The sequence below is a fragment of the Desulfoluna sp. CYM3A genome, assembly GCF_056829965.1.
This window is the reverse complement of the sequence record NZ_CP186556.1, coordinates 160,579-184,978: the sequence shown is the minus strand read 5'-3', so window position 1 is coordinate 184,978 and position 24,400 is coordinate 160,579. Positions and strand designations below refer to the sequence as shown.

22 protein-coding genes and 2 pseudogenes are annotated in these 24,400 nt (G+C 60.8%); 21 read left to right on the top strand and 3 right to left on the bottom strand.

Features of this window, described 5'->3' with window-relative positions; translation table 11 throughout:
- Positions 1–269 precede the first annotated feature (269 nt).
- From ACOYW1_RS01045 to ACOYW1_RS00960, 18 genes and pseudogenes are all read left to right on the top strand, one after another.
- Positions 270–1,778 carry a BCCT family transporter gene (locus tag ACOYW1_RS01045; RefSeq protein WP_482414829.1) on the top strand — a complete coding sequence of 503 codons (1,509 nt, stop codon included), beginning with the start codon at positions 270–272 and terminating at the stop codon, positions 1,776–1,778.
- 105 nt (positions 1,779–1,883) lie between these two features.
- Positions 1,884–3,305 carry a trimethylamine methyltransferase family protein gene (locus ACOYW1_RS01040; RefSeq protein WP_482421325.1) on the top strand — a complete coding sequence of 474 codons (1,422 nt, stop codon included), beginning with the start codon at positions 1,884–1,886 and terminating at the stop codon, positions 3,303–3,305.
- A gap of 23 nt (positions 3,306–3,328) precedes the next feature.
- Positions 3,329–4,069 (top strand): annotated as a pseudogene (locus tag ACOYW1_RS01035) (BCCT family transporter); the annotation flags it as partial.
- Positions 4,070–4,136: 67 nt separating this feature from the next.
- The gene (locus tag ACOYW1_RS01030) at positions 4,137–4,865 is read left to right on the top strand and encodes a BCCT family transporter (RefSeq protein ID WP_482421324.1); all 729 of its coding nucleotides are present in this window, start codon (positions 4,137–4,139) and stop codon (positions 4,863–4,865) included.
- Positions 4,866–4,919: 54 nt separating this feature from the next.
- Entirely contained in the window at positions 4,920–5,552 is a 633-nt protein-coding gene (locus ACOYW1_RS01025; protein ID WP_482421323.1) for a cobalamin B12-binding domain-containing protein, read from the top strand.
- Positions 5,553–5,607: 55 nt separating this feature from the next.
- A complete protein-coding gene (locus ACOYW1_RS01020) occupies positions 5,608–5,787 on the top strand; it encodes a hypothetical protein (protein WP_482421322.1) in 180 nt (59 codons plus the stop codon).
- Between the two features lie 74 nt (positions 5,788–5,861).
- Entirely contained in the window at positions 5,862–6,410 is a 549-nt protein-coding gene (locus ACOYW1_RS01015) for a dihydropteroate synthase (RefSeq protein WP_482421321.1), read from the top strand.
- 517 nt (positions 6,411–6,927) lie between these two features.
- A complete protein-coding gene (locus tag ACOYW1_RS01010) occupies positions 6,928–7,932 on the top strand; it encodes an ASKHA domain-containing protein (protein WP_482421320.1) in 1,005 nt (334 codons plus the stop codon).
- Positions 7,887–8,531 carry an ASKHA domain-containing protein gene (locus ACOYW1_RS01005; RefSeq protein ID WP_482423631.1) on the top strand — a complete coding sequence of 215 codons (645 nt, stop codon included), beginning with the start codon at positions 7,887–7,889 and terminating at the stop codon, positions 8,529–8,531. Before ACOYW1_RS01010 ends, ACOYW1_RS01005 begins: the two co-directional genes overlap by 46 nt.
- 174 nt (positions 8,532–8,705) lie before the next feature.
- The gene (locus ACOYW1_RS01000; protein WP_482421319.1) at positions 8,706–10,169 is read left to right on the top strand and encodes a sigma-54 interaction domain-containing protein; all 1,464 of its coding nucleotides are present in this window, start codon (positions 8,706–8,708) and stop codon (positions 10,167–10,169) included.
- Positions 10,170–10,532: 363 nt separating this feature from the next.
- Positions 10,533–11,717 (top strand): mandelate racemase/muconate lactonizing enzyme family protein, encoded by a 1,185-nt coding sequence (locus tag ACOYW1_RS00995; RefSeq protein ID WP_482421318.1) that lies wholly within the window; start codon positions 10,533–10,535, stop codon positions 11,715–11,717.
- Positions 11,701–12,579 (top strand): annotated as a pseudogene (locus ACOYW1_RS00990) (trimethylamine methyltransferase family protein); the annotation flags it as partial. The gene ACOYW1_RS00995 and the pseudogene ACOYW1_RS00990, both read left to right, overlap by 17 nt.
- Positions 12,580–12,661: 82 nt before the next feature.
- Positions 12,662–13,198, top strand: a complete 537-nt coding sequence (locus ACOYW1_RS00985) for a trimethylamine methyltransferase family protein (protein WP_482421317.1) — start codon at positions 12,662–12,664, stop codon at positions 13,196–13,198.
- Positions 13,199–13,361: 163 nt separating this feature from the next.
- Entirely contained in the window at positions 13,362–14,936 is a 1,575-nt protein-coding gene (locus ACOYW1_RS00980; protein ID WP_482421316.1) for a BCCT family transporter, read from the top strand.
- A gap of 51 nt (positions 14,937–14,987) precedes the next feature.
- Positions 14,988–15,368 (top strand): RidA family protein, encoded by a 381-nt coding sequence (locus tag ACOYW1_RS00975; RefSeq protein ID WP_482421315.1) that lies wholly within the window; start codon positions 14,988–14,990, stop codon positions 15,366–15,368.
- A 28-nt stretch (positions 15,369–15,396) separates the two neighbouring features.
- Complete coding sequence (locus ACOYW1_RS00970) at positions 15,397–16,029, top strand: cobalamin B12-binding domain-containing protein (RefSeq protein WP_482421314.1); 633 nt, start codon at positions 15,397–15,399, stop codon at positions 16,027–16,029.
- Between the two features lie 56 nt (positions 16,030–16,085).
- Positions 16,086–16,883 (top strand): dihydropteroate synthase, encoded by a 798-nt coding sequence (locus ACOYW1_RS00965; protein WP_482421313.1) that lies wholly within the window; start codon positions 16,086–16,088, stop codon positions 16,881–16,883.
- Between the two features lie 535 nt (positions 16,884–17,418).
- A complete protein-coding gene (locus ACOYW1_RS00960; RefSeq protein ID WP_482421312.1) occupies positions 17,419–18,156 on the top strand; it encodes a hypothetical protein in 738 nt (245 codons plus the stop codon).
- A gap of 6 nt (positions 18,157–18,162) precedes the next feature.
- Here the strand turns inward: ACOYW1_RS00960 and ACOYW1_RS00955 are convergent, their stop codons facing one another.
- The 3 genes from ACOYW1_RS00955 to ACOYW1_RS00945 all read right to left on the bottom strand — a co-directional run bounded on the left by ACOYW1_RS00955 (position 18,163) and on the right by ACOYW1_RS00945 (position 20,117).
- Positions 18,163–18,780, bottom strand: coding sequence for a DUF2284 domain-containing protein (locus ACOYW1_RS00955; RefSeq protein WP_482421311.1), 618 nt, complete (start codon positions 18,778–18,780; stop codon positions 18,163–18,165).
- 338 nt (positions 18,781–19,118) lie between these two features.
- Positions 19,119–19,376 (bottom strand): SHOCT domain-containing protein, encoded by a 258-nt coding sequence (locus tag ACOYW1_RS00950; protein WP_482421310.1) that lies wholly within the window; start codon positions 19,374–19,376, stop codon positions 19,119–19,121.
- 339 nt (positions 19,377–19,715) lie between these two features.
- Positions 19,716–20,117: a Spy/CpxP family protein refolding chaperone gene (locus ACOYW1_RS00945; protein ID WP_482421309.1), complete on the bottom strand. Its 402-nt coding sequence runs from the start codon at positions 20,115–20,117 to the stop codon at positions 19,716–19,718.
- Positions 20,118–20,736: 619 nt separating this feature from the next.
- On the opposite strand from ACOYW1_RS00945, the gene ACOYW1_RS00940 reads away from it, so the two are divergent.
- From ACOYW1_RS00940 to ACOYW1_RS00930, 3 genes are read left to right on the top strand one after another with little or no spacing between them, the layout of a single operon-like run.
- On the top strand, positions 20,737–21,537 hold the full coding sequence (locus tag ACOYW1_RS00940) for a hypothetical protein (RefSeq protein WP_482421308.1): 801 nt from the start codon (positions 20,737–20,739) through the stop codon (positions 21,535–21,537).
- The gene (locus ACOYW1_RS00935) at positions 21,482–22,444 is read left to right on the top strand and encodes a two-component system sensor histidine kinase NtrB (RefSeq protein ID WP_482421307.1); all 963 of its coding nucleotides are present in this window, start codon (positions 21,482–21,484) and stop codon (positions 22,442–22,444) included. The genes ACOYW1_RS00940 and ACOYW1_RS00935 overlap by 56 nt, the downstream gene beginning before the upstream one ends.
- Positions 22,445–22,500: 56 nt before the next feature.
- Positions 22,501–23,889 carry a sigma 54-interacting transcriptional regulator gene (locus ACOYW1_RS00930; RefSeq protein WP_482421306.1) on the top strand — a complete coding sequence of 463 codons (1,389 nt, stop codon included), beginning with the start codon at positions 22,501–22,503 and terminating at the stop codon, positions 23,887–23,889.
- The last annotated feature ends 511 nt before the right edge of the window (positions 23,890–24,400 follow it).

Below are 24,400 nucleotides of genomic sequence, written 5' to 3'. Positions count from 1 at the left end.
TATTTTGCTAAATTAGAAAAGGTTTTTGACAAAACCGAAAAACCGAAAAAATCCTTTCACCCTGCCCGCCCCCCTTGACACAAAACAGCGTTCAGCACCATCCACCGCAATCACGCACGTTCTCACGTTTTAACCCACCGATGTTACCGCAAAGACAACCCCTTGGCATACCCCTTGCTCTTTAGTGCGGTCATGAGGTTTCCAGTCCGTACCGGGCCGTCCGGCCTCCGCGTACGCATGCAACATCATGGCTAATAAAGGGGTTACACATGTCTCAGACCGATCATCAAAACGCAAGGCCCTTCGATCCGATCATCTTCTGGGTTTCGGCATCCGTCACCGTGCTGTTTATCCTGTGGTCGATCCTCTTTCCGGAGAACATGAACACAACCATCAACGCCGTCTTCGGATGGACCACCCAGAAGTGGGGGTGGCTCTATCTCCTGACGGCGTTTCTGCTGGTGGCCGGCTGCCTCGTCCTCATGGGGGGGACTTACGGCCGCCTGAAACTAGGGCTTCCCGGGGACAAGCCCGAGTTCTCCAACTTCTCCTGGTTCGCCATGCTCTTCGGCTCGGCCATTGCCGCAGGCATCGTCTTCTGGGGACCGGCGGAACCGGCCTACCACTTCATGAGCCCGCCCCCTTACTTCGGCGGTGAAGCCCTCACCCCGGAGACCGGCGCCAACGCCATGACCTACTCCTTTTTCCACTGGGGCCTCTCAGCCTGGGCCATCTACGCCATCCTCACCATCGCCCTGGCCCACGCCTGCTACACCAAGAACCTCCCCTTAAACTTCTCCAGCGCCTTCTACTACGCCATCGGCGACCGTATTTACGGCATCTGGGGAAAAATCATCGACATCTTTGCCGTCTTCGCCACCTTAGGGGGCCTGGCCACCACCACGGGCCTGGTGGCCCTGCAGCTCTCCAGCGGCCTGAAGTACCAGTACGGCCTGGAGCTGGGCACCAACGCCATCTACATCATCATCGCCGTGCTCACCGTCATCTTCACCGTGGCCGTCTACACCGGGGTGGAGAAAGGAATCAAGATCGTCGGCGACGTCAACATGTGGGTCTTCATCGGGGTCTGGTTCTTTATCCTCGTCTTCGGGCCCACCATCTTTCTTATCAACCTCACCACCAACGCCCTGGGCCAGTACCTCGTTCACTTCCTGCCCATGAGCCTCTACACGGCACCGGGCATCGAAGGCAACTGGATCGGCGGCTGGACCGTCTTCTACTGGGCGTGGTGGATGAGCTGGGCGCCCTTTGTCTCGGTTTTCATCGCCCGCATTTCCAAGGGCCGCTCCATCCGTGAGACCATCGCCGCCGTCCTGATCCTTCCCACCCTGGGGAACTTCCTCTGGTACGGCGTGGTGGGCGGCTCGGGCATCAGCTTTGATGTGACCCCCATCCTCAAGGAGCACGGGGTGGAGAGCGCCATCTTCGCCATTGCCCAGCACCTGCCCTTAACCGGCATCCTGGCCATCTTCCTCATCTTTCTCATCACCACCTTTTTCGTCACCAGCGCCAACTCCGCGGCCCTCTCCCTGGCCTGCTTTGTCTCCGGCAAAGAGAACCCGGGACGCAACCTGCGGGCCTTCTGGGGCATCGCCCTGGGCGCCGTGGCCGCGGTCCTGGCCGGTACCGGCAAGCTCAAGGCCATCCAGACCGCCTCCATTGCCACGGCCTTTCCCATGATCTTTCTTCTGCTCATCTGCCTCTGGGGCACCTTCCGGGGGCTGAACAAACACATCAAGGAGACACCCGACGAATAGACCGCACGCGGGGCATGGACGCCGCCCCGTAAAATCGGGGCACCGGCTCCGCCGGTGCCTGTTTTTCACCATGTCCCGGACATGTTCCAACGAAGGAGACCATCGATGTACGACAGAATGCAGGAACTAACCCAAGAGGAGTTTACCCGGATCCATGACAGCGCCATGGATCTTCTCAAGAACACGGGGATTGTCTTCAACGATGAGGAAGCCATCGACATCTTCCGGAAAAACGGCGTAAAAACCGAGGGCAAGACGGTGTTTCTCACCGAGTCGCAGGTGCGAAGCGCCGTGGAAAAAGCCCCGGCAAGCTTCACCGTCGCCGGACGGAACCCTGCGAAAAACGTGGCCATCGGAAAGGACGACTTCGTCTTTGTCCCCGGCTACGGCGCCCCGTACATCATCGATGCCGACGGGGTGCAGCGGGAAGCGGTCATGGAAGACTACGACACCTTCTGCAAGCTCATCCACACCTCCAAGTACATCGACATGAACGGGTGGATGATGGTGGAGCCTTCGAACATGCCGCCGGAGACCGTCCACATGGACATGATGCTCTCCAACTTCCTCCTCTGCGACAAGCCCTGCATGGGCTCCCCGGTCTCGCGCCAGGGCGCCATGGACGGCATCGAGATGGCCTCCATCGTCTTCGGCGGCAAGGACAAGATCATGGACACCCCGGTGTCGGTCTCCCTCATCAACTCCCTGTCCCCCCTGCAGTTCTCCGATGAGATGGTGGGCTCCCTCATCGAGCTGGCCCGCCACGGCCAGGCCTGCGTGGTGGCCTCCCTCATCATGGCCGGTGCCTCGGGTCCCGTGACCTTAGGGGGCGTGGCCGCCCTCCAGAACGCCGAAATCCTGGCCGGCATCACCCTGGCCCAGATGGTGCGGGAAGGGGCCCCGGTGATCTACGGCTCCACCTCCTCTGCCATGGACATGAAGACAGGGGCCCTGTCCATCGGCGCCCCGGCCCTGTCCAAGAACATCAACGTCACCGCCCAGATGGCCCGATTCTACGACCTGCCCAGCCGAAGCGGCGGCGGCCTCACCGACGCCCTCTACCCCGACGGACAGGCTGGCCTGGAATCGGCCCTGGCCCTGTCCACCGCAGCCCGGTCCGGCATCAACTTCATCCTCCACTCCGCGGGCATCCTGGGCTCTTACATCGCCATGAGCTTTGAAAAATTCCTCATGGACGAAGAGCTTGCCGGCATGATCCGCCAGATGCTCAAGCCCATCGGCTTTGACGAAGAGAGCATCGACGTGGAGATGATCAAGCAGACCGGTATCGGCGGGCAGTACCTCACCAATCCCAAGACATTTAAGCTCTGCCGCACCGAGTTCTTCCTGCCCGATCTCATGACCCGCACCAACTACGACGCCTGGAGCGCCGGAGGCAAAAAGCGCATCCACGAGGTGGCCGGCGACAAGATGAGCCAGCGCCTGGCCAAGTACGAGAAACCCGATATCGACCCGACCGTGGAAAAGGAGCTCACCGAGTACGTGAACCGTCGCAAGAACGCTTAACCAAAGAGTTGAAAGGACACACCATGGAATCCGGAGGAATCACCCGCCGCATCGGACGTCACTTAGACACTGCAGTCTTTACAGGATCAGCCGTCCTGGTGGTTCCCTTTGTCCTGCTCGGGGCCGCAGCCCCCGCCCTGCTGAAAAGCATGAGCGGGGCGGCCCTGGGCTACCTAACCCAAAGCTGGAGCTGGCTCTACCTCTCCAGCGTCAACCTCTTCGTCGTCGCGGCCCTGGCCCTGGCACTCTCTCCTTACGGCAGGATACGCCTGGGCCGCGACGACGAAAAACCGGAGTACAGCTGGCTCAGCTGGTTTGCCATGCTCTTTTCCGCGGGTATGGGCATCGGCCTGGTCTTCTGGTCCATTGCCGAGCCCCTCTACCACTATGCCTCCCCCCCGAAGGGGACGGGGGCAACCGCGGAATCGGCCCGTCTGGCCTTCCAGATCTTCTGCCACCACTGGGGCATCCATGCCTGGGGAACTTACGTGGCCGTGGGGCTGCCCCTGGCCTACTTCCAGTTCCGCAAGGGCCTGCCCGGAACCGTCTCCCACTGCCTCTTTCCCCGGGCCGCCGGGAACGGCGGGGCCTCGCGGGGCACGGGCAAACTGGTGGACATGCTTGCGGTCTGGGCCACGGTCATGGGGGTGGTGACCTCCCTGGGGCTCGGGGCCCTGCAGATCACAAGCGGGCTTCACCTCTCCTGGGGACTTCCCGGAGGCACGGGCACCACGGCGGCGGTCATCGGGGTCATCACGGCCCTGTACATCGCCTCGCGCCCTGAGCGGGGTCAAGCGCGGCATCAACGTCCTCCTACTCAACGTGGCCTTCATGGTCCTGCTGCTGCTCTTTTTCATGGTCAAGGGCCCCTTCGGGTTCATCATCAAAACCCTGGGGATCGCCCTGGCCGATTACACAACAGGCATCCTCCCGCTCTCCACGACCTTCAGCCTCTTCGGTAACCGTGCCTGGACCGAAAGCTGGACCGTCTTTTACTGGGCGTGGTGGATCGCCTGGGCCCCCTTTGTGGGAGCCTTCATCGCCACCATCTCCCGGGGCCGGACCATCCGTGAGTTCGTCCTGGGGGTCATGTTTCTGCCGGCTCTCTTCTCCATCCTCTTTTCCACGGCCCTGGGCGGCACCGCCGTCTGGCTGGAGCTGGAGCAGGGAGCGGGCCTGATGAACGCGGTGAGCCAGAGCCTGGAGGCTGCGCTGTTTGAAACCCTGGCGCACATGCCCCTCTACGGGGTGCTGGCCCTTTTGGCCAACCTGCTCATCGCCTCGTTTTTTATCACCTCGGCCGATTCCGCCACCCTCGTGATCAGCCGGTTTTCCACCGGCGGCCACGCAGGGGGGCCGGAATCCCCCGAAGGACGGCTCCTCATCATCTTCTGGGGCCTGCTGCTGGGCGGCCTTGCCATGGTCCTTATCTGGTCCGGCGGGCTCAAGGCCCTGCAGACGGCTTCCATCATCGGAGCCTTTCCCTTTGTCTTCGTCATGCTCTGCCTTCTCGTCTCCCTCACCCGGGAACTGGTCCGGGAAGGGAAACCCAAGGCCTGAGCAGATGGATAACAGGATCACCAACAACCCGACACATAACAATGGAGAGTCATCATGTCTGATTTAAAAACCATCACCGAAACCCTTATCTCCGGCGACGGCGACACCCTCATGGTTCAAGTCAAAGAAGCCCTCGACCAGGGCATCCCCGCTGGTGAAATCCTGTCCGAAGGCCTCATCGCAGGCATGGACATCGTGGGCGAGCGCATGGAGACCGGGGAGATGTTCATCCCCGAAGTCCTCATGTCCGCCCAGGCCATGGGCGAGGCCGTGGAGATCTTAAAACCCCTGCTCGCCGAAGGAGAGACCAGCACCGCAGGCCGCGTGGTCATCGGCACGGTGAAGGGAGACCTCCACGACATCGGGAAAAACCTGGTGGTGATGATGATGGAGAGCGCAGGCTTTGAAGTGACCGACCTGGGTGTGGACGTGGACGCCGACGCCTTCATGAAGGCCATCGAAGAGCTCAACCCCCATATCGTCGGGCTCTCCGCCCTTCTCGACGAGCGCAAGGTCGCCATGCGAGACACCGTGAGCAAAATCGCCGAGGCAGGCAAGAAAGACGCCGTCAAAATCATGGTGGGCGGAGCGCCGGTGAACCAGGCCTTTGCCGATGAGATCGGCGCCGACGCCTACGCCTCCGATGCCGGGTCCGCCTGCAAACTGGCCAAGGCCATGCTCAAATAAACCTGCCGGTTCGGGTGTTCATTTTTCACGGCAATTCATCAATGAAGGAGAGACCATGTTTACCGTCATCGGAGAACGCATCAACACCACCCTGAAAAAGGTCAAGGCGGCCGTCACCGAGAGGATTCCTGGGCTGATCGCAGAGGACGTCAAACGGCAGGAAGCCTGCGGGGCCACCTACATCGACGTCAACGCCGGGGCCCGCATCGGCCATGAAGAAGAGGACATGAAGTAGACTTATCATTCCCGTCATCCAGGGGTCACCAAGCTCCCCTGTGCCTGGACAGCCCGGACCCGGCCATCCTGGAGATGGCCTACGGCCTGGTGGAGCAGACGCCCCTCATCAACTCCATCAGCCTGGAAAAGGACCGGTTCGATCCCATGATGCAGTACCTGAAAGGAAAAGAGTGCCGCATCATCGCCCTGTGCATGGACGACTCGGGCATGCCCAAAAGCGTGGACGACATCTTCGACCGGGCCAAAACCCTGGTGGCCGAACTCGAAGGCATCGGCTTTGCACGTGACGACATCTTCATCGACCCCCTGATTCAGCCCATGAGCGTGGCCGCGGAAAACGGGAACATGGCCATGGACGCCGTGGAAAAAATCATGACCGAACTCGAAGGGGTCCACACCACCGGCGGCCTCTCCAACATCTCCTACGGCCTGCCCCAGCGCAAAATGGTCAACCGCATCTTCCTGGCCATGATGATGGCAAAGGGCTACGACTCGGCCATCATGGACCCCCTGGACAAGGAGATCATGGCCGTGCTGAAAACCGCCGACATGCTCAAAGGCGCAGACAACTTCTGCATGAACTACCTGAAAGCCGTGCGTGCCGGCGACATCGTCGCCTGATCCGCCCCTGCCCGGCAGGGGCGTTCCCCCGACCCTGCCGGAACCGGATCCCGCGCGCGACCCGAAGGGCCCATGCCTGGCATGCGGCCCTTCCCCATTTGCCAGAGGCAAACGCAGGCCGTCACGGGTTAAAATGCATGGAAAAGCCTGCCTCCGGCGGCGAGGGTGAGCCACCTCGAAAGCTGATTGCCGTTGCGTTTTGTCCCTCGTTCCTCGGGCCAAATCGCAACGGCCTTCGGCTCGGGCTTCGCCCGAAACATATGCTGGTGTTGCCCACGCCCCCCTGGTACCGGAGCTATTCCGAGAAGAAAGCAAGTTAATCAGAAAAACCACGACCCTGGCTTTCGACATAATGACATGGGTATCTCCAGCAAAAGCGGTTGCCGAATTTCATCCGTCACGCGAATGCCTTGAGAACATACGCATAACGTCCTCCCCCCATGCATTCGCCATAGGGTTTCCAGGTGCCCCCACCTGGCCGCCGGAGGCATGTTTTTTAAATGAAGGGCTTTTTAAAATGAAACAACACACCCTCACCCTCCTGCCGGGACGACGGGTCATCGTCTGCCGGGACGGGGAATTCATCGCACCGGCCCTGGCATCGGCCGGTATCTTCCTGCGTACGGACTGCGGGGGCAAGGGGGTCTGTGGCAAGTGCCGGGTAACCCTTGAGTCCGAATCCGTGGCCCGGGTCTCAGGCGACGAAGAGACCGGCCTCAGCCGCCTGGCCTGCCGGACGAAAATCCACGGCGACATCGAGCTCACCATTCCGGCAGCCACCCTCATGACAGCCACCGCCGTCACCAAGGCCCCGGCCCTTCTCCCTTCCGGCTACACCCCGGCAGGTGAGGACTTCCGCGAAGACGACCTGGGCGTGGCCGTGGACCTGGGCACCACCACCATTGCCCTCTACCTCGTGAGCCTCTCCAGCAAAAAGCTCCTGGGGTCCCTGTCGGTGAAAAATCCCCAGACCGTCTTCGGGGCCGATGTCATGGCCCGCATCGACGCGGTGCGCAGAAACGACGAGGCCCTTACCACCCAGCGAACCCTTGTGGTGCGAGCCATCGAGTGGGGATGCCGGGAGCTGCTCACCCAGGCAGGCACCCAGGCCGAACAACTCAAAAGCATCGTGGCCGTGGGCAACACAACCATGATCCACATCCTGGCCGGGGTCAGCCCGGCCCCGTTGGGCGTGGCCCCCTACGCCCCGGTCTTCACAGATATCAGGCGCCTGGCCTTTGACGACCGGGTCTTCACCCTGGCCCCGTCCACACGGTGGACCACCCTGCCCCTGCTCTCGGGGTTCCTGGGATGCGACATCATCAGCGCGGCCCTGGCCGTGAACCTGGTGAACGCGCCCGCCGGGACCCTGCTGGTGGACATCGGCACCAACGGGGAGATCATGCTGAAAAACCACGACGGGATCTATGCCGCCTCCTGCGCCACGGGTCCTGCCTTTGAGGGCGGTGCCCTTTCCTGCGGTATGCCCGCGGTGGAAGGTGCCGTGGGCAGCTCAGGCTGACCATCGACCCGGACACCAGCCGGGCGGGCCCGGCCCGGATCGGAAAGCCCGGCACCGGGGCCACCGGCATCTGCGGCTCCGGTATCATAGGCGCCATGGCCGAGCTCCTGCGCACCGGCCTGGTGCTCCCGGACGGCCGCTTCGACACCCGACGCATCCCGGGTGCCGTGGGAACGGATTCCCAAGGGCTCCCCGCCTACACCATTGCCCCGGAAAACAAGGCATCGGGGTTTCCGCCGGTCCTCATCACCCAGAAGGACATCCGGGCCCTGCAGCTGGCCAAGGGCGCCCTCATGGCAGGCATCGAGCTGCTCCTCAAACGGGCGGGCATGGACGCCCCCACCGAGGTGCTCCTGGCCGGGGCCTTCGGCAGCGTCCTGCGGGAAGACGACGCCCTGACCCTGGGCATGCTGCCCCAAGGCAGCCGGGGAAAGATCCGTTTTGTGGGCAATGCCGCAGGTACCGGGGCGGTGCTGGCCCTGTGCGACCGAAAAAAGTTCTCCGCCATGGAGGCCCTGGCCGCCACCACCCGGGTCTTCAACCTGGCCGATGACCCGGCGTTCAACGAACTCTTCATCAACGCCCTCAGCTTTCCGTAAAGCACCGCGAAAAACCAGCCTCCGGGGGCCAGGGAATACATCCCCTGGCCCCCCCGGGTTGCGAATGCGTTATCCCCAGCTAAAACCACTTTCCCCTTGAAACCACAACGCCACCTCCTTTAAAGTTCTTTTCATCCACCATGCCCCACCACCGCTTAAAAAAGGGACGCTGCCATGACGGATCCGGACACTCTCTACAAACGCATCGGCCTCAGCCTGGAGGACCTCACGGGCATCCTGTCCGAAACCGACGACGGGGTCCTCATCACCGACGCCAACGGAATGATCCTCTTTTACAATGAGGCCCTGTCCCGCATCGACAGCACGGAACGCAGCCTTGCCCTGGGGCGACAGCTTACAGAGGTCTACACCGTCACCGAAGAGGACAGCCCCACCCTTGCCTGCCTGGCCACGGGCCGAACCATCATCCACCACACCCAGTTTTACCGAACCCGGCACGGGCGGGCGGTCTTTGCCATGCAAAACGTGTTCCCCCTCTTTGACGGGCCACGCCTCAAGGGAGCCATCTGTTTTGTCAGGGAGTACAGCGCCATTGAACGGGAGGTGGACGAAACCTCGCGGTTCCGCCTCGGAAACAGCACCGACAGAGGCAGGGAGAAGCGGTTTACCTTCGGGGACATCGTCGGCAGCTCCCCTGAGCTGCAACAATGCCTTCACACCGCCAAAATGGCGGCCGATTCCCCGTCTCCCATCATGATCTACGGGGAGAGCGGGACCGGCAAGGAGCTCTTTGCCCAGTCCGTCCACAACGACGCCCCCTGGCGGGACAGCCCCTTTGTGGCCGTCAACTGCTCGGCCATCCCGGAAACCCTGCTGGAAGGCATCCTCTTCGGAACCTCCAAAGGGGCCTTTACCGATGCCCGGGACAAGGCCGGGCTCTTTGAAAAGGCCAACGGAGGGACCCTGTTCCTGGATGAAGTCAACTCCATGCCCTTGGGGCTCCAGGCCAAACTGCTTCGGGCCATCCAGGAGAAAAAAATCAGGCGGGTGGGCTCGGCCACGGAGATCAGCATCGAAGTCAAGGTGATCAGCTCCGTCAACGAGGAACCCCGGAAAGCCATTGAAACCGCCACCCTTCGGCGGGACCTCTACTATCGCCTCGCCGTGGTCCACATCGCCATCCCCCCGCTTCGAGAGCGCATGGAGGACATCCCCCTTCTGGTGGACCATTTCATCGCCAAGTGCAACACCAAGCTCAACCGGGCCATCCGCAGCGTCTCCGACGAAGTCATGGGCCTTTTTCATGCTTACGCCTGGCCCGGCAACATCCGGGAGCTGGAACATGTCATCGAAGGGGCCATGAACCTGGTGGGCGACCTGCACCAGATTGAGCGCATCCACATGCCCAGCCACTTCATGGCGTCGGTGACCCAATCCGACACCCCACCGGTTGAGAGCACTGCGCCCCGGGCCCAGGAGACTCTCCCCCTGCCGCCCATGAAAACCGGTGCTTCGCTGCCTGAACTGCTCAACACCTATGAAAAGACCATCCTGAACCGCCAGCTCGCCGCCCATGACGGCAACGCGGCCAAAGCGGCGCGTTCACTGGGGATTTCCCGCCAGCTCATGTACCACAAGATGCGAAAACTCGGCATCCCGGGAGACCGGCACCGTTAGCCCAGTGCTCACTGCGTCCACCAGCCCACAGCACCGGTGAAACAAACCGACAAATATTTTTTCCTTTTTCCGACAAATTTATTTGTCAGTCTCCACCAAGCACGACAAAAATATTTGTCATTCGGTGTTCCCTGTCCGTAAACCGCCCACCATGTTACAATGCGACACTCCGCCACAAACCACTGAAACACAAGCCTATTTTTTTTAATCGGCCTCCTCTCATCTCTTTTTTCCTGCCAAAAAAGCAAGCATGGCCCTCCTCTTGCAATAAAAAACAGTGCCATTTACGGAAGGTTACCTCCGTGAGGTTTTTGTTTTCCCATGCACCAGGCAATGCCCAACATCACACAGGAGACAAGACAAATGAAAATAACTCGTGTCCAGGCCACGGCAGTCAGCATCCCCTTTGACGCTCCTTATATCTGGTCCGTCGGGGAATACACGGGCATCACGCGCGTCATCGTGGAAGTGGAGACCGATGACGGGATCGTGGGTATCGGAGAGGCGCCGTCCTGGGAGTGCGAAGCAGACATCAACGATCACATGGCGCCCAGGCTTATGGGGGCGGACCCCTTTGACCTGGAAGCCTGCGAGCTCCTCTGTGTCCCGGAGACAAAGGTTCTGGCCAACACGGACGGCAACACCCCCCTGAAATCCTTCGGGGGCATTGAGATGGCCCTCTGGGACATCCGCGGCAAGGCCTGGGACATGCCCCTGTACAAGCTGATCGGGGGCGCGGTCCGCAAGGAGATCCCCTTTACCGAGTACTACGCCTTCCGCCCCCAAAACGGAAACGCCGGGGGCCTGAAAACAGCCGTAGAGATCGCAGATTACTGCGCCCGCATGCGCGCAGAGCACGGCTCCACCTTCTTTGAAGGCAAATGCTCCACGGGCAACCCCGCCCTGGACATTGAGGTGACCCGGGCGGTGCGGGAGGCCGTGGGCGAGGACGCCATGATCCGCCTGGACGGCAACATGGCCTGGACCCTGCCGTCGGCGCAGCAGCTCCTGGCCGGCATCGAGCCCCTCAACATCCGGAACTTCGAGGACCCGGTGCCCACCTTCTGGGAGATGGAAAAACTGCGCAAGCACTCGGCCATCCCCTTTTCCACCCACACTCCGGACCTTGCCCTTGCCACGCGCATCGCTGTCCCGGACACCTTCGTATTGAACCTCACGGCCCTGGGGGGCATCTCCCGGACCCTGCGGTTCATCGCGGCCTGTGAGCACATGGGCATCGGGTTCTGGTTCTACAGCGGGGACACGGGCCTTGCCACCACGGCCTACATGCACGTCACCGCCGCCGTGCGACACATCTGCGAGCCCCACCAGTCCCTCTTCCGCTTCATGACCGAAGACGTCATCGAGGAAGGGCCGTACAACGTCGTCAACAACACCGTGCCCGTCCCCGAAGGGCCGGGCCTCGGGGTGACCCTCTCCCGGGAAGCCATGGAGCGGTGCCACCGGCGGTTTGTGGAGCAAGGCCCCATGGACCAGTACCGAAACCCTGGAAACAACAATACGTACCTGCGTGTGCCCCTGGGATAAAAGAATAACGGCCCAGCGCCAAGTCAAGCCACCACCTCAAGTCAAGGATAAGGACACCGTGAACCAAAAGCTTCAAAAAATCCACGAGGCATCCATGACCATTCTCCGGGACGTGGGCGTTCGCCTCCACCACCGGCAGACCCTGGAGACCTTGGAGAAAAATGGAATCCGCGTGGAGGGAGACACCGCCTTCTTCACCGAGGAGCAGATCATGGAACGGGTTCGCCAGGCCCCGTCCAGCTTCACCCTCCATGCCCGAAACCCGGAACATGACGTCACCGTCGGGGCCGGCACCACAGCCTACATCGGCGGGTACGGCAGCCCGGCCATCATCGAAGCCGACGGGTCAAGGCGCAACGCCACCTTCGCAGACTACCTCCGGTTCATCAAGCTGGTGCACCAGACCCCTGAGTTTCGCATCAACGGGGGGATTCTTGCCCAGCCCTCGGACATCGCCTCGGCCCAGTTCCAGCTCCTCATGACCTACGCGGCCATGCGCTTTTCCGACAAGTGCATCATGTCCCAGCCCGGCTCCGCCCAGGAGGTGGAGGCCGTCATGGAGATGGCCGCCATCCTCTTCGGGGGCCAGGACGCCCTGCGGGAAAAACCGCGCCTCATTGCCCTGATCAACACCCTGAGCCCCCTTCAGATGGACACCCACACCCTGGAGACCCTGTGGGCTTATGCCACCCACCGCCAGCCCGTTATCATCGGGGCCGGGGTCATGTGCGGCACCACCGCCCCGGTGACCCTTGCAGGGAGCCTGGCCCAGGGCAACGCAGAGACCCTGGCCGGTGTGGCCATCGCCCAGATCATCCAGCCCGGCACCCCGGTGGTCATGGCCATCAACACCACGCCGGTGGACATGCGCACCGCCCTCGGTCAACATCATCGGCTCCCCGGATCACGCCCTGGCCGTCACCTACTGCGCGGGTTTGTCCCGCATGTACGGCATCCCCTGCCGCTGCGGCGGCACCAACACCGATGCCAACGGCCCCACGGCCCAAAGCGGGGCCGAAGCCATGATGTCCATGTTCGTCTCGTTGCAGGAAAAGGTCAGCCTGGTCATCCACAGCGCCGGTATCCTTGACGGGTGGGCGGCCATGTCCTTTGAGAAATTCATCGCCGATGTGGACATCATCCGCCGGGTCGAGCGGTTCTTTGCCGACACGCCGGTGGATGACGATACCCTGGCCGTGGACGCCGTGCGGGCGGCAGGTCCGGGGGGGCAATACCTCACCTCGCCCCACACCATGAAGAACTGCCGCAAGGCGTCCTGGATCTCCAACATCGCTCTGAGCGGCCCGCTGCCCGAAGGCACCACGGCCTTTGAGGCATCCATTGGAAAAGTCCACCAGACCATGGAGTCCCTGGTGGGGACCTACAAAGAACCGGCCCTGCCCCCCGAAACACAGGGGGACCTTGAAAATTACCTGAAGGAAAAAGGAGTGGACCTGACCGTTTTGAACCACCTGACCTGACCGGAAACCATCGACCCTTTTTGATGATGTATGCGTCTGTTTCCCGGCCGGTCCGCAGCCCATGCAGCCCCAGGACCTGCCGGGAATGCCTGCCACCGCCTGTGCCCCTGGCCTCAAACGGCCACGGCCCACACGGCGGCAACTGAGAGTAAGGAGGAGTGAGATGAGCAGCATGAGTCAACATGAAAGCACCACCACCCCGCCCACCCCAACCCCAGCCGAGCGTCCCGCGGCCTGGTTCCTTCGCATGGACCGGTTCGTTGTGGGCATGTCCATGGCCGCCATCGTGGGTTTCATGGCCTGGACCCTCATGGCACCGGAAGCCATGAGCAAAGCCATGAAGGCCTTTTTCAACTTTGCTACCCACCAGTTCGGCTGGCTCTACCTGATCACCGGCATCTTTTTCTGCGCCTTCGCCCTCTGGCTGGCCTTTGGTCCCTTCGGCCACGTCAAGCTGGGCAAAGACAATGAAAAACCCCGGTTCTCCTTCTTCTCCTGGTTCAGCATGATCTTCGCCTGCGGCTACGGCATCGGTGTGGTCTACTGGGTGGCGGCCGAGCCACTGAGTTTCTACTCCTCGCCCCCCTTCGGCATCGCCCCCTTGAGCCAGCAGGCCGGAGAGATCGCCCTGGCCTACACCTATTTCCACTGGGGCTGGACCCCCTGGGCCATATACCTCGCCATTTCGGCTCCCATCGGCTACCTGATGTTTCGACGGGAGGAAGCGCCCCGGTTTTCCACCATGCTGCGCCCCCTCATCGGCTCCCTTGCCGACGGCCGCTTTGGCAAGACCCTGGATGCCTTTCTCGTGCTGGGGACCATCTTCGGCATCGCAACCTCGGCCGGCTTCGGCATCATGCAGCTTGCCTCGGGCCTCAACCACTTCTTCGGGCTGACGGTCAACGCCGGGCTTTACCTGCTCATCGCCGGTATCTGGCTCGTCCTCTACACGGCAAGCTCCATCTCGGGCATCGACAAGGGGATCAAAATCCTCAGCAACATCAACATCCCCCTGGCCATTGCCCTGATGGCCATGGTGCTGGTCCTCGGTCCCACCCTTTTCATCTGCGACCTGGGCTTCAACTCCCTGGGCCTTTACATCAATAACTTCTTCAAGTTCAGCTTCCACACCGACCCCATCGCCGCAGGCGGGTTTCCCCAGGGATGGACCATTTTCTACTGGGCCTGGTGGATCGCCTGCGCCCCGGCCACCGGCATGTTCATCGCCTCCATCTCCAGGGGCCGCACCATCAAAGAGGTGGTCCTTGTTCACATGGCCGTGGCCCCTTTTGCCACCTGGATGTGGTTCGCCACCTTCGGCTCCACCGCCCTGCACCAGCAGATCAGGCAAGGCGTCGACCTGGTGGGCCAGATGAAATCAGGCTCCGGCGACATCATCTTTGCGGTCCTGAACAACCTGCCCTTCGGCAACCTCATGGGCGTCATGTTCCTCTTTCTTGTCCTCTTCTTCCTGGCCACCACCGTGGACTCCTTTGCCTATGTCTGCGCCCAGATCTCCACGCGGAAAAACCAGGGTCCGGAAGTGCCACCCAAACCCATCCGTGCCCTGTGGGCCATCTCCATCGGTGTCATCAGCGTCACCCTGGTGCTCTTTGGGGAAGGGATCTCCGGGTTGCAGCTCTCCTCCATCGCCGCCTCCCTGCTGATTATCTTTGTGATGATCGCCATCTGCTTTGCCATGGTCAAGCTGCTCAAAAAACATGAAGTGCCCCGCTAACCGAACCTTTCCGGGCGGCCCTGCCGCCCGGTTTATCATGGAGACCACACCGTGAAAGAGATCATCACAACACCCCGCGCCCCCGAAGCCGTGGGCCCGTATGCCCAGGCCGTTCGCCACGGCAACACCCTCTACCTCTCCGGCCAGCTCGCCATGAACCCCGAGACAGGCCTCTTTGAACGGGAAAGTGTGGCCCGGCAGACCCTTCGCTGCATGGAGAACATCAAAGCCGTCCTGGAGGCGGCCGGGAGTTCCATGGCAAGCCTCCTCTCCTGCACCGTCTTTCTCTCCTCCATGGACCACTTCGATGCCTTCAACGACGTCTATGCCTCCTACTTCCCGGACCATCCCCCGGCCCGGATCACCGTGGCCTCTGCCGGAATTTTCGACGGCCTGGATGTTGAAATCGCTGCCGTGGCAGCCCTGGATTAATCACCCAATCAACGGAGACCTTAATGTGATGTGTGACATGACAGCCCTGACCCAAACCCTCATCGCCGGAGACGGCGACGCCCTCATTGCCCAGGTCAACCAGGCCCTGGACCAGGGCACCGCCCCCAACGACATCCTCTCTTCCGGCCTCATCGCAGGCATGGACATCGTGGGCGAACGCATGGAGACCGGGGAGATGTTCATCCCCGAAGTCCTCATGTCCGCACAGGCCATGGGAGAAGCCGTGGAGATCTTAAAACCCCTGCTCTCCGAAGAGGATGCCACCTCGGCGGGGCGTGTGCTCATCGGCACGGTGAAAGGAGACCTCCACGACATCGGGAAAAACCTGGTGGTGATGATGATGGAGAGCGCAGGCTTTGAAGTGACCGACCTGGGCGTGGACGTGGAGGCCGACGCCTTTATCGCGGCCATCGACGAACTCAAGCCCCATATCGTGGGGCTCTCCGCCCTTTTGACCACCACAATGCCGGCCATGCGGGACACCGTGAGCAAAATCGCTGAGACCGGCAAAAACGAGGGTCTGAAGATCATGGTGGGCGGGGCACCGGTGAACCAGGCCTTTGCCGATGAAATCGGCGCCCACGCCTACGCCGCCGATGACGGATCCGCCTGCAAGCTGGCCAAGGCAATGCTCAGGTAAACCTGCCGGTTCGCGAATTCATTTTTTTACGGGAAGTCATCAGTGTAAGGAGGACCATGTTTACCGTCATCGGAGAACGCATCAACACCACCCTGAAAAAGGTCAAGGCGGCCGTCACCGAGAGGGACGCCCACTACATCACAGAGGACGTCAAACAGCAGGAGGCCTGCGGGGCCACCTACATCGACGTCAACGCCGGGGCCCGCATCGGCCATGAAGAAGAGGACATGAAGTGGCTCCTCTCCGTCATTCAGGGGGCCACCAAGCTCCCCCTGTGCCTGGACAGCCCGGACCCGGCCATCCTGGAGATGGCCTACGGCCTGGTGGAGCAGACGCCCCTCATCAACTCCATCAGCCTGGAGGACCGGTTCGACCCCATGATGCAGTACCTGAAAGGAAAAGAGTGCCGCATCATCGCCCTGTGCATGGACGACTCGGGCATGCCCAAAAGCGTGGACGACATCTTCCACCGGGCCAAAACCCTGGTGGCCGAACTCGAAGGCATCGGCTTTGCACGGGACGACATCTTCATCGACCCCCTGATCCAGCCCATGAGCGTGGCCCCAGGAAACGGGACCATGGCCATGGACGCCGTGGAAAAAATCATGACCGAGCTCGAAGGGGTCCACACCACCGGCGGCCTCTCCAACATCTCCTACGGCCTGCCCCAGCGCAAGATGGTCAATCGCATCTTCCTGGCCATGATGATGGCCAAAGGCTTTGATTCGGCCATCATGGACCCCCTGGACAAGGAGATCATGGCCGTGCTGAAAACCGCCGACATGCTCAAAGGCGCAGACAACTTCTGCATGAACTACCTGAAAGCCGTGCGCGCCGGCGACATCGTCGCCTGATCCGCCCCTGCCCGGCAGGGGTATTCCCCCGACCCTGCCGGTGCCGGATCCCGCGCGCGACCCGAAGGGCCCATGTCACGGCATGCGGCCCTTCCACAAGGGTTAACGCATTTGGACTTTTGCCACCGGCGGCCCTGCCGGGGGCCAAACGTTTGCCAATTTAGATGCCTTGGGTTTGACAAACAGGTTTTGTTTTTTGAGGATGCGTCCCTACAGGGCATTGCCCCTCTTCTTTTTTCATTACCGGAACGTTTTTGCGGAGCTTTTTTCAAAAAGCGACCCGCCGGAGGCAACTGGATTTTTACATGCGTTGGCTCTGGCCTTTCCACGTTTCGGCCTTGCCCTCGGCGCGTTGAGTGTGCTATTTTTTTTTAAAAAAATGACCACGGGTGCTTACAATGGCGTAAGCCCCCATAATCGGCAATGTAGCCCGCTTGAACGTCCTTATGGATGGACCGTTCGCGCGGGCTTTTTTTGTGCATAAAAAAACCCGATGTCCCTAACGGGTCATCAGGTTGTGGAGTCTTGTAACATCATGGGAAACACGGGACGCATCCTTACCATCGATGCACGCATCACGCCGGAAGAGGTCCTTGCCCTGGCCGCTTCGGCATGGTCCGACCAACCGGACGCCCCGGCCGTCGCCGAAAAAATCGTGGGGGAGATGAACCGCATCATCCGCCCCGAGGCCCTGTTCCAATGGTTTGATTTAGAAAAGGTCCTGGACGGGGAGATCATGATCACGGAACCGGTCTCCGGCACCTCGGCCCGTCTCACCACCGGCGGATTTTCCCCGTACTTTCACCGGGCCACCCGTTTCCTGGCCGCCCTGTACACCCTGGGCCCCAAGGTGGACACCCTGCTTCACCGCCTTACGACAAAAGACAGGGAAATGGAGGCCCACTTCGTGAACATGGGCTCCCTGGCCGCCCTCACCCGCACCGCCTCGGTCCTCACCCGGCTGGCCGAAAACCGCGCAAAACAGGAAGGGGTCGGTGTCAGCCCCCCTTTGAGCCCCGGCTCCATCGAAGGGTGGGAGCTCCACAGCCAGCGTGAGCTGTGCGCCCTCTTTCCCATGGACGCCATCGGTATCACCCAGGGAGACGACGCCATCCTCTCCCCCATGAACACCCTGTCGGTGGTCATCGCCATCGGCCCGGGATTCACGGACGCAAAGGCCGGCTCCCCCTGCCGCCTCTGCCGCATGGGGGGAAGCTGCACCCTCACCTGCAGCAACCACAAAGCCACCCTCACCCAGAGGGCGGCCGGATAAGACGCATCAGGGGGTCTGCCCCACCAGAACCAGACCGGCCAGGGCTCCCATCTGCCCGTCTGAGGCACAGCTCTCAGAGGTCACCTTGTTCACCGGCCAACCGGCCAGCTCGCACAGGGCGGTAAAATCCAAGCCGAGTCCCGACATGGAAGGCTTGGAAAGTCCCTCGTGACGGCAGAGCCCCCCTTTGAGCCTCAGGCACTCCTCAAACCCGCTGCAAAAAAGCGTTTTGCACCCGCCCGTGGCCACACCCATGGTCACCACACACCCCGCCCGTCCGGCAAACCGCTCCAGAATCGCTGCGGTCTCGTGGATCTTCCGGGAGACGGGCAACCGCTCATCGGTCATCAACACCGAGACCGGCAGATCGTACTTGAACACCACCGCCTTTTCATACCAGGCAAGGGAAAGCTGGAACTCCCGTGCCGAAGGCCCGTTGGGCGGACAGTGCCCGGAGGTGCCGTAGCTGGGGCACTGGGGCTCACGGCAGTACCGTACAAGCTCCGGGTTGACCGTTAGTGCCGAAGCGTCCACCACCTCAGCCTCCGAGGCGCCGAACTCCAAGGCAATGGCCACCATCTGCTCTGTTATTTCCTGAAGACTCATGGGTCGGGTGTTGGTCATCTCTGCATCCTGATTCGGGTTGGGTTGATTCCCTTTTGTATACCACAGGTGAAAACCAGGGTGCAGTCAAAATACGACCGGTCACGGGGTAAAGGGCTTTCCCCAGGGCCAACGCATGTAACGATTCCGTTGCATCCGGCGGGTCGCTTTTTGAAAAAAGCTCCGCAAAACTATCGGTAATCAAGACACGCCTCTTCAGTCCCGCAGGGTCTGAAGAGGCGTGTCTTGATAAACAAAAAAATGAAACCTGTGTGTCAAACTTTTCAAAAGTTTTGCCCCCGGCAGGGCCGCCGGATGCAAAATCTAAACGCGTTTGCCCTGGGCTTTCTCCTCTTTGGCTACCCATTGTCCAGGACACGACGGGCCCTTCGATACTCCTCGGCTGTCATCTCCCCGCGGGCAAAGCGGTTGTCGAGAATAGCCGACGCCTCGCCCCCCGGGGCCGGGGAGGGGACGCCACCTGAGCCTGCCACGCGCCTGGCCGCCCAGATCACAAACCCGATGAGGGCTGCCCAGAAAAAAAGGTGAACGATCCACCCCCAGGCATGGGGGATCCCCATGCCTGCAAAGCCGAACAAGGTGTTGCACTGCCACATAACGATCTCCTTAACCCGGATATTTCATGAGAAAACAACCCACCAAGAGAAAATGCCATCATTTCGAATTGATAAAACAAAAACGCCAACTATTTTGAACATGCAAAATGTAAATCGACGTTTGCTGTTTGATTTTCTCCCCCTTCGGGCGAGCCGAGTGCACCCATCTTCTGCGTTATCAGAGCTTTGAGGTAAACAACTACATCTGCAGCTCTGATGCCTTGAATATGGGTGCACTCGACTCGTGAAATATCCGGGATAGATTCCGGTGACGCCGAACATCCCGGATCGTGCCCGCAGGCGCCGATCCGGTGTTCGGTTCACGGGTTGTCAAACAGCCTACCAGTTCTTGTGATGACGACCCTGGTTGGGTCCGTCACCCATGCCATGGCCCTGACCGTGCCCCATGCCCAGGCCTTTGAAGTATGGTGGCTGCACGGCTTTTTCACGGAGCTGGTCTTTCAGGGCAACGATCTCTCCGGAGAGCTTGCCGGCCGTCTTGGGGTCGGGGTTCTCACCGGCCATGAGGGCGCGGTACTCGCCTTTCTTTGCCGCAAGGTTCTGGCGAAGCTCGGCGGTGTCCTTCATAAAGGCCTGCCGCGCCTGGATCTGCTCGTCGGTCAGGTTCTGCTGGATGCATCCTCCGTCCCTGTATCCGTGATGTGCTCGTCCTGCAAAGACCTGCGTGGCGGTAAATCCGGTGATGGCTACGGCGATAAGGATAAGTGCGATTTTTTTCATGGTCTGACTCCTTTACTGTTTTATTCCAAAATTAATGATTGTGTTGTTTGGTTTGAAACCTGATGCCGGTTGGAGATGCCGACGTTTGACATGAACATATCCAAGAGCCGTGCCAAGCCCGTCAATTATATTTTAACATATTGAAAATATTATATATTTTATGGAAATTTGCAACATAGAACGACTGCATGGACATTCGCGGTGTGGTATAATGCCCCACCGAGCATGGGGCGAGGTGGGGGGTGTCCAAAAATGCCCCACATCATGCCGGGCAAACAAAAGGCCGCACCTGAAAAAACAGAATTGGTCCCTTTATCTTCCCGGATTGCCCACGCCTGAAAGGCTGAAAGAATATCTTTTATTCCCGGGAAGTTGGTCCTCACCCATGATTTCCTTCTTGCTGAAAAAGCCCTGTGCACTGGCCTCAATGGCCACCTGTACATAAAGGTGGCGTCAATTTTGCATCTTGTTCTAAGCTTGATCTGAACTTGGCTTGGACCTGGCTCCGGGCCTGCAACCGAGGTTGGGATACGGACCGTTCAGTCGGCCTGTATCTCCCACGAATCGACTCGCCGAAAGGCGCTTTTGTCCATCACGCAACAAGGATATGCATGCGGCAATGAAACTGACACTGGAACGATCATCCAAACAGACAACCCACTCCGGAATCTGGGTAGCGGCAGGGGCCGTGATGATCCTCATCCTGGTGGTGCTCCTTCTGGCCGTGCGCAACCATCGCCGTGAGGTGGAAAACGCCCGGGCCCTTCTCCTGGCAAAGGGCGACGCCCTCATCCGGACCATCGAAGCGGGCACCCGGGCCGGGATGTTGCGGATGCGGTGGAAGCGCGGCCAGCTCCAGCACCTCCTGGAAGAGACCGGGCACCAGCCCGGCGTCCTCTTTCTTGCCATCACCACCCCGTCCGGCCGTATCCTGGCCCACAGCGACCGGGACTTTCTGGACCGGAACCTCACGCTCCCGGAAGGAACCAAAGAGGCCAAAGGCCTGCGCATCCTCCAGCGGGAAGAGACCGATGGAAACCTCACCTTCCTTGTCTGGCGGGAATTCCGGCCCCTGAAATCGACAAACGGCCCGGACACATGGGGGACCACATGGACGGAATGCACGGGGGTGGACGACACGGGAACGTGGAAAGACAGAAAAGACCACCGTCTCTTCCCTGAAGAGAGGGACAAGCCCCTCATTGTCCTGGCCCTAGACCGGACCCCCTATGAGGTGGTCCAGCAGGACCCTAGCTTACCCGTGATCTCGGCTCTTGCTCCTTCTGGGTGTCGGGGCATTGCCTCCCTGTTCTGGTTCCAGAACTACCGACTGACACGTGAGAAAGGCAAGGGACACAAGCGCCATGGCCCGGGAGGTGGTCACCTCCCTTCCCGTGGGGCTCATGGTGGTGGACCGTAACGGGGCCGTGGCCTTTATGAACCAGGCCGCCGAAGAGCTCTCCGGCCTCACGGACGAGGAGGTGAGAGGCAAGCCCGCCGCCTTTGTGCTGCCCGGTCTCATGGAGACCGTCAACACCGCCCTTGACGCAGGAAACCCCCTCCACGAGGAAGAGCACCTCTGCCGGTTTGCCGCCCACCGGGTCATCCCGGTGAGCATCAGTGCCTCGGACATCGTCCACGAGGACGGCGGCAACGTGGGACGCGTGGTGATCTTAAGGGATTTGCGGGAGGTCAAGCGCCTGGAAAAAGAGCTTCGCCACAAGGAGAAGCTGGCCGCCATAGGAGACATGGCCGCAGGCGTGGCCCACGAAATCCGCAACCCCTTGAGCTCCATCAAGGGCATCGCCACCTATTTCAAGGGGCTCTTTGACGAATCCCATGACGCCAGGGAGACCGCAGGGGTCATGATCGACGAGGTGGACCGCCTCAACCGGGCCGTCACCGAGCTCCTCACCATCGCCGGGCCCACCCGCCTGGTGACGGCACGCCACGACGTGGGGGAGATTATCCAGCGCGCCGTCCGCCTCGTGGAGGCCGAGGCCGACACCCTGGGCGTGAACCTCACGGTGAAGGCCCCCGAGATCCCGGTTATGGTCCTTCTGGACGCAGACCGCCTCACCCAGTCCCTGCTGAACCTGTTCCTTAACGCCCTTCAGGCCATGAAGGGCCAGGGCGGAGAGTCTGGTCACCCTGGAGAAGATGCCGAAGTGGTACGCCTCTCGGTTTCCGACACGGGCTGCGGCATGGACGAGGCAACCCTTGCGAGCCTCTTTGACCCCTATTTCACCACCAAGGCCGACGGAACGGGCCTGGCTGGATTCGCGCACAGAACATCATCGAAGCCCACGGCGGCACCATTGAGGTGACCAGCCACCCGGGGCAGGGTGCGCGCTTTGACATCGAGCTTCCCCAAGGAGAGTAAATGAGCCGAAAAATAAGGGTCCTCATCGTCGACGACGACCGGGGCCACCGCATCACACTGAACACCCTGCTTACCAGCTGGGGCCACGAAACCGGCATGGCCGAGGACGGCCTCCAGGCTGTGGCCCGCATCAAAGAGGCCTCCTGGGACGCCGTGCTCATGGACGTACGCATGGCCGAAATGGACGGCATCTCCGCCATGAAGGAGATCAAGGCTTACAACCCGGCCATCCCCATTTTGATCATGACCGCCTACTCCTCGGTGGAGACCGCAGTGAGCGCCCTCAAGTCCGGGGCCTACGACTACCTGATGAAACCTTTGGATTTTGACCTGTTGAAGCTGACCCTGGACCGGGCCGTGGAACACGCGGGGTTGAAAGAGGAAAACCGGAAGCTCAAAGCCACCATGGGGGACTCGCCCTTGGATGAGATCATCGGCTCCAGCCCGGCCATGAAGGAGCTCGGGGAGATGCTGATGATGATCGCCCCCTCCGAGGCCACGGTCCTCATCACCGGAGAGAGCGGCACCGGCAAAGAGATGGTGGCCCGGCTCATCCACAGGAAGAGCTCCCGGAACCACAACCCCATGGTGGTGGTGAACTGCGCCGCCCTCACCGACACCCTCCTGGAGTCCGAACTCTTCGGCCACGAGCGGGGCGCCTTTACCGGGGCGGATCGGCGGCGCGAGGGTCTTTTCATGCAGGCCGACGGCGGCACCCTCTTCCTGGACGAAATCGGGGAGACCTCAGCCGCCATGCAGGCCAAGCTCCTCAGGGTGATTCAGGAGCGGGAGTTCCAGGTGGTAGAGCTCTGCCACTCCGCGGTGGACGTGCGCATCATCGCCGCCACCCACCGGGACCTGGCCGAAGAGGTCAAGGAAGGGCGCTTCCGGGAAGACCTCTTCTACCGGCTCAACGTGGTCTCCCTTGCCATCCCCCCTCTGCGAAAACGCCACGGGGACATCCCCCTGCTCGTCCAGCACTTTGCCGACACCTACGCTGAAAAAAACCGAAAAATAGTCAAAGGCATCACCCCCGAAGCCATGGACCGCCTTGTCCGCCACCCCTGGCCCGGCAACGTCCGCGAGCTGGAAAACACCATGGAACGGGCCGTGATCCTCATGTGCGGCGAATTTATCTCCGAACGGGAACTCCCCATGACCCTCACCGCAGGGAACGCCCCCGTCCCCCACCACGATATCCCCCCCTCCATGGCAGGACGCCCCCTGGCCGAACTGGAAAAGGAGGCCATCGTCGCCACCCTCCGAGAGACCGGAGGCAACAAAAGCGAAACCGCAAGGCGCCTGGGCATCAACCGCAAAACCCTTCACCTCAAAATCAAAGCCTACGGTTTGGAGGGAGGGGGGTGCAGTCCAGAAAGCTGGAGATAAAAGGGAGAAAGGGAAAAAAAGGCCTCCGGCGGCAAGGTGGGGGCACCTTGAAACCCTATGGAAAGGCAGTAGAAGCTGTTAATGACACTATCGCGATCGCGCGCGCATACCAACCGCCTCTGCAGGAGGGACCTGTTTCATTCTTCTTCGTAGTAGTGTCCGGTTAGCTTTTTGCATTAAATTAATCGTAACTATTCAGCCCATCATCGTTCTTGAAGGCCGCTTGTCATGTCTTACGTTCCGGGAACCGAGGACCGTAGGGTGTGCTTGCGCACCATTTGCCTGAAAGACCGCCACCCATCGTCATATCCAAGCAATACGCGGCCTCTGTCACCTCGGCTTCGGTGGGCGATACTGTGCTTCGATGGTGCGCAAGCGCACCCTACGTTTCAACTGAGGAGATCGTCCGTCCAAATTGACCTTATGAAAGATATAGTGGTCAATAAAAAACGATCAAAAAAGCGTAAAAAGCCACGTGCAAAGACCTAACCGGACATCACTGATTCTTCTT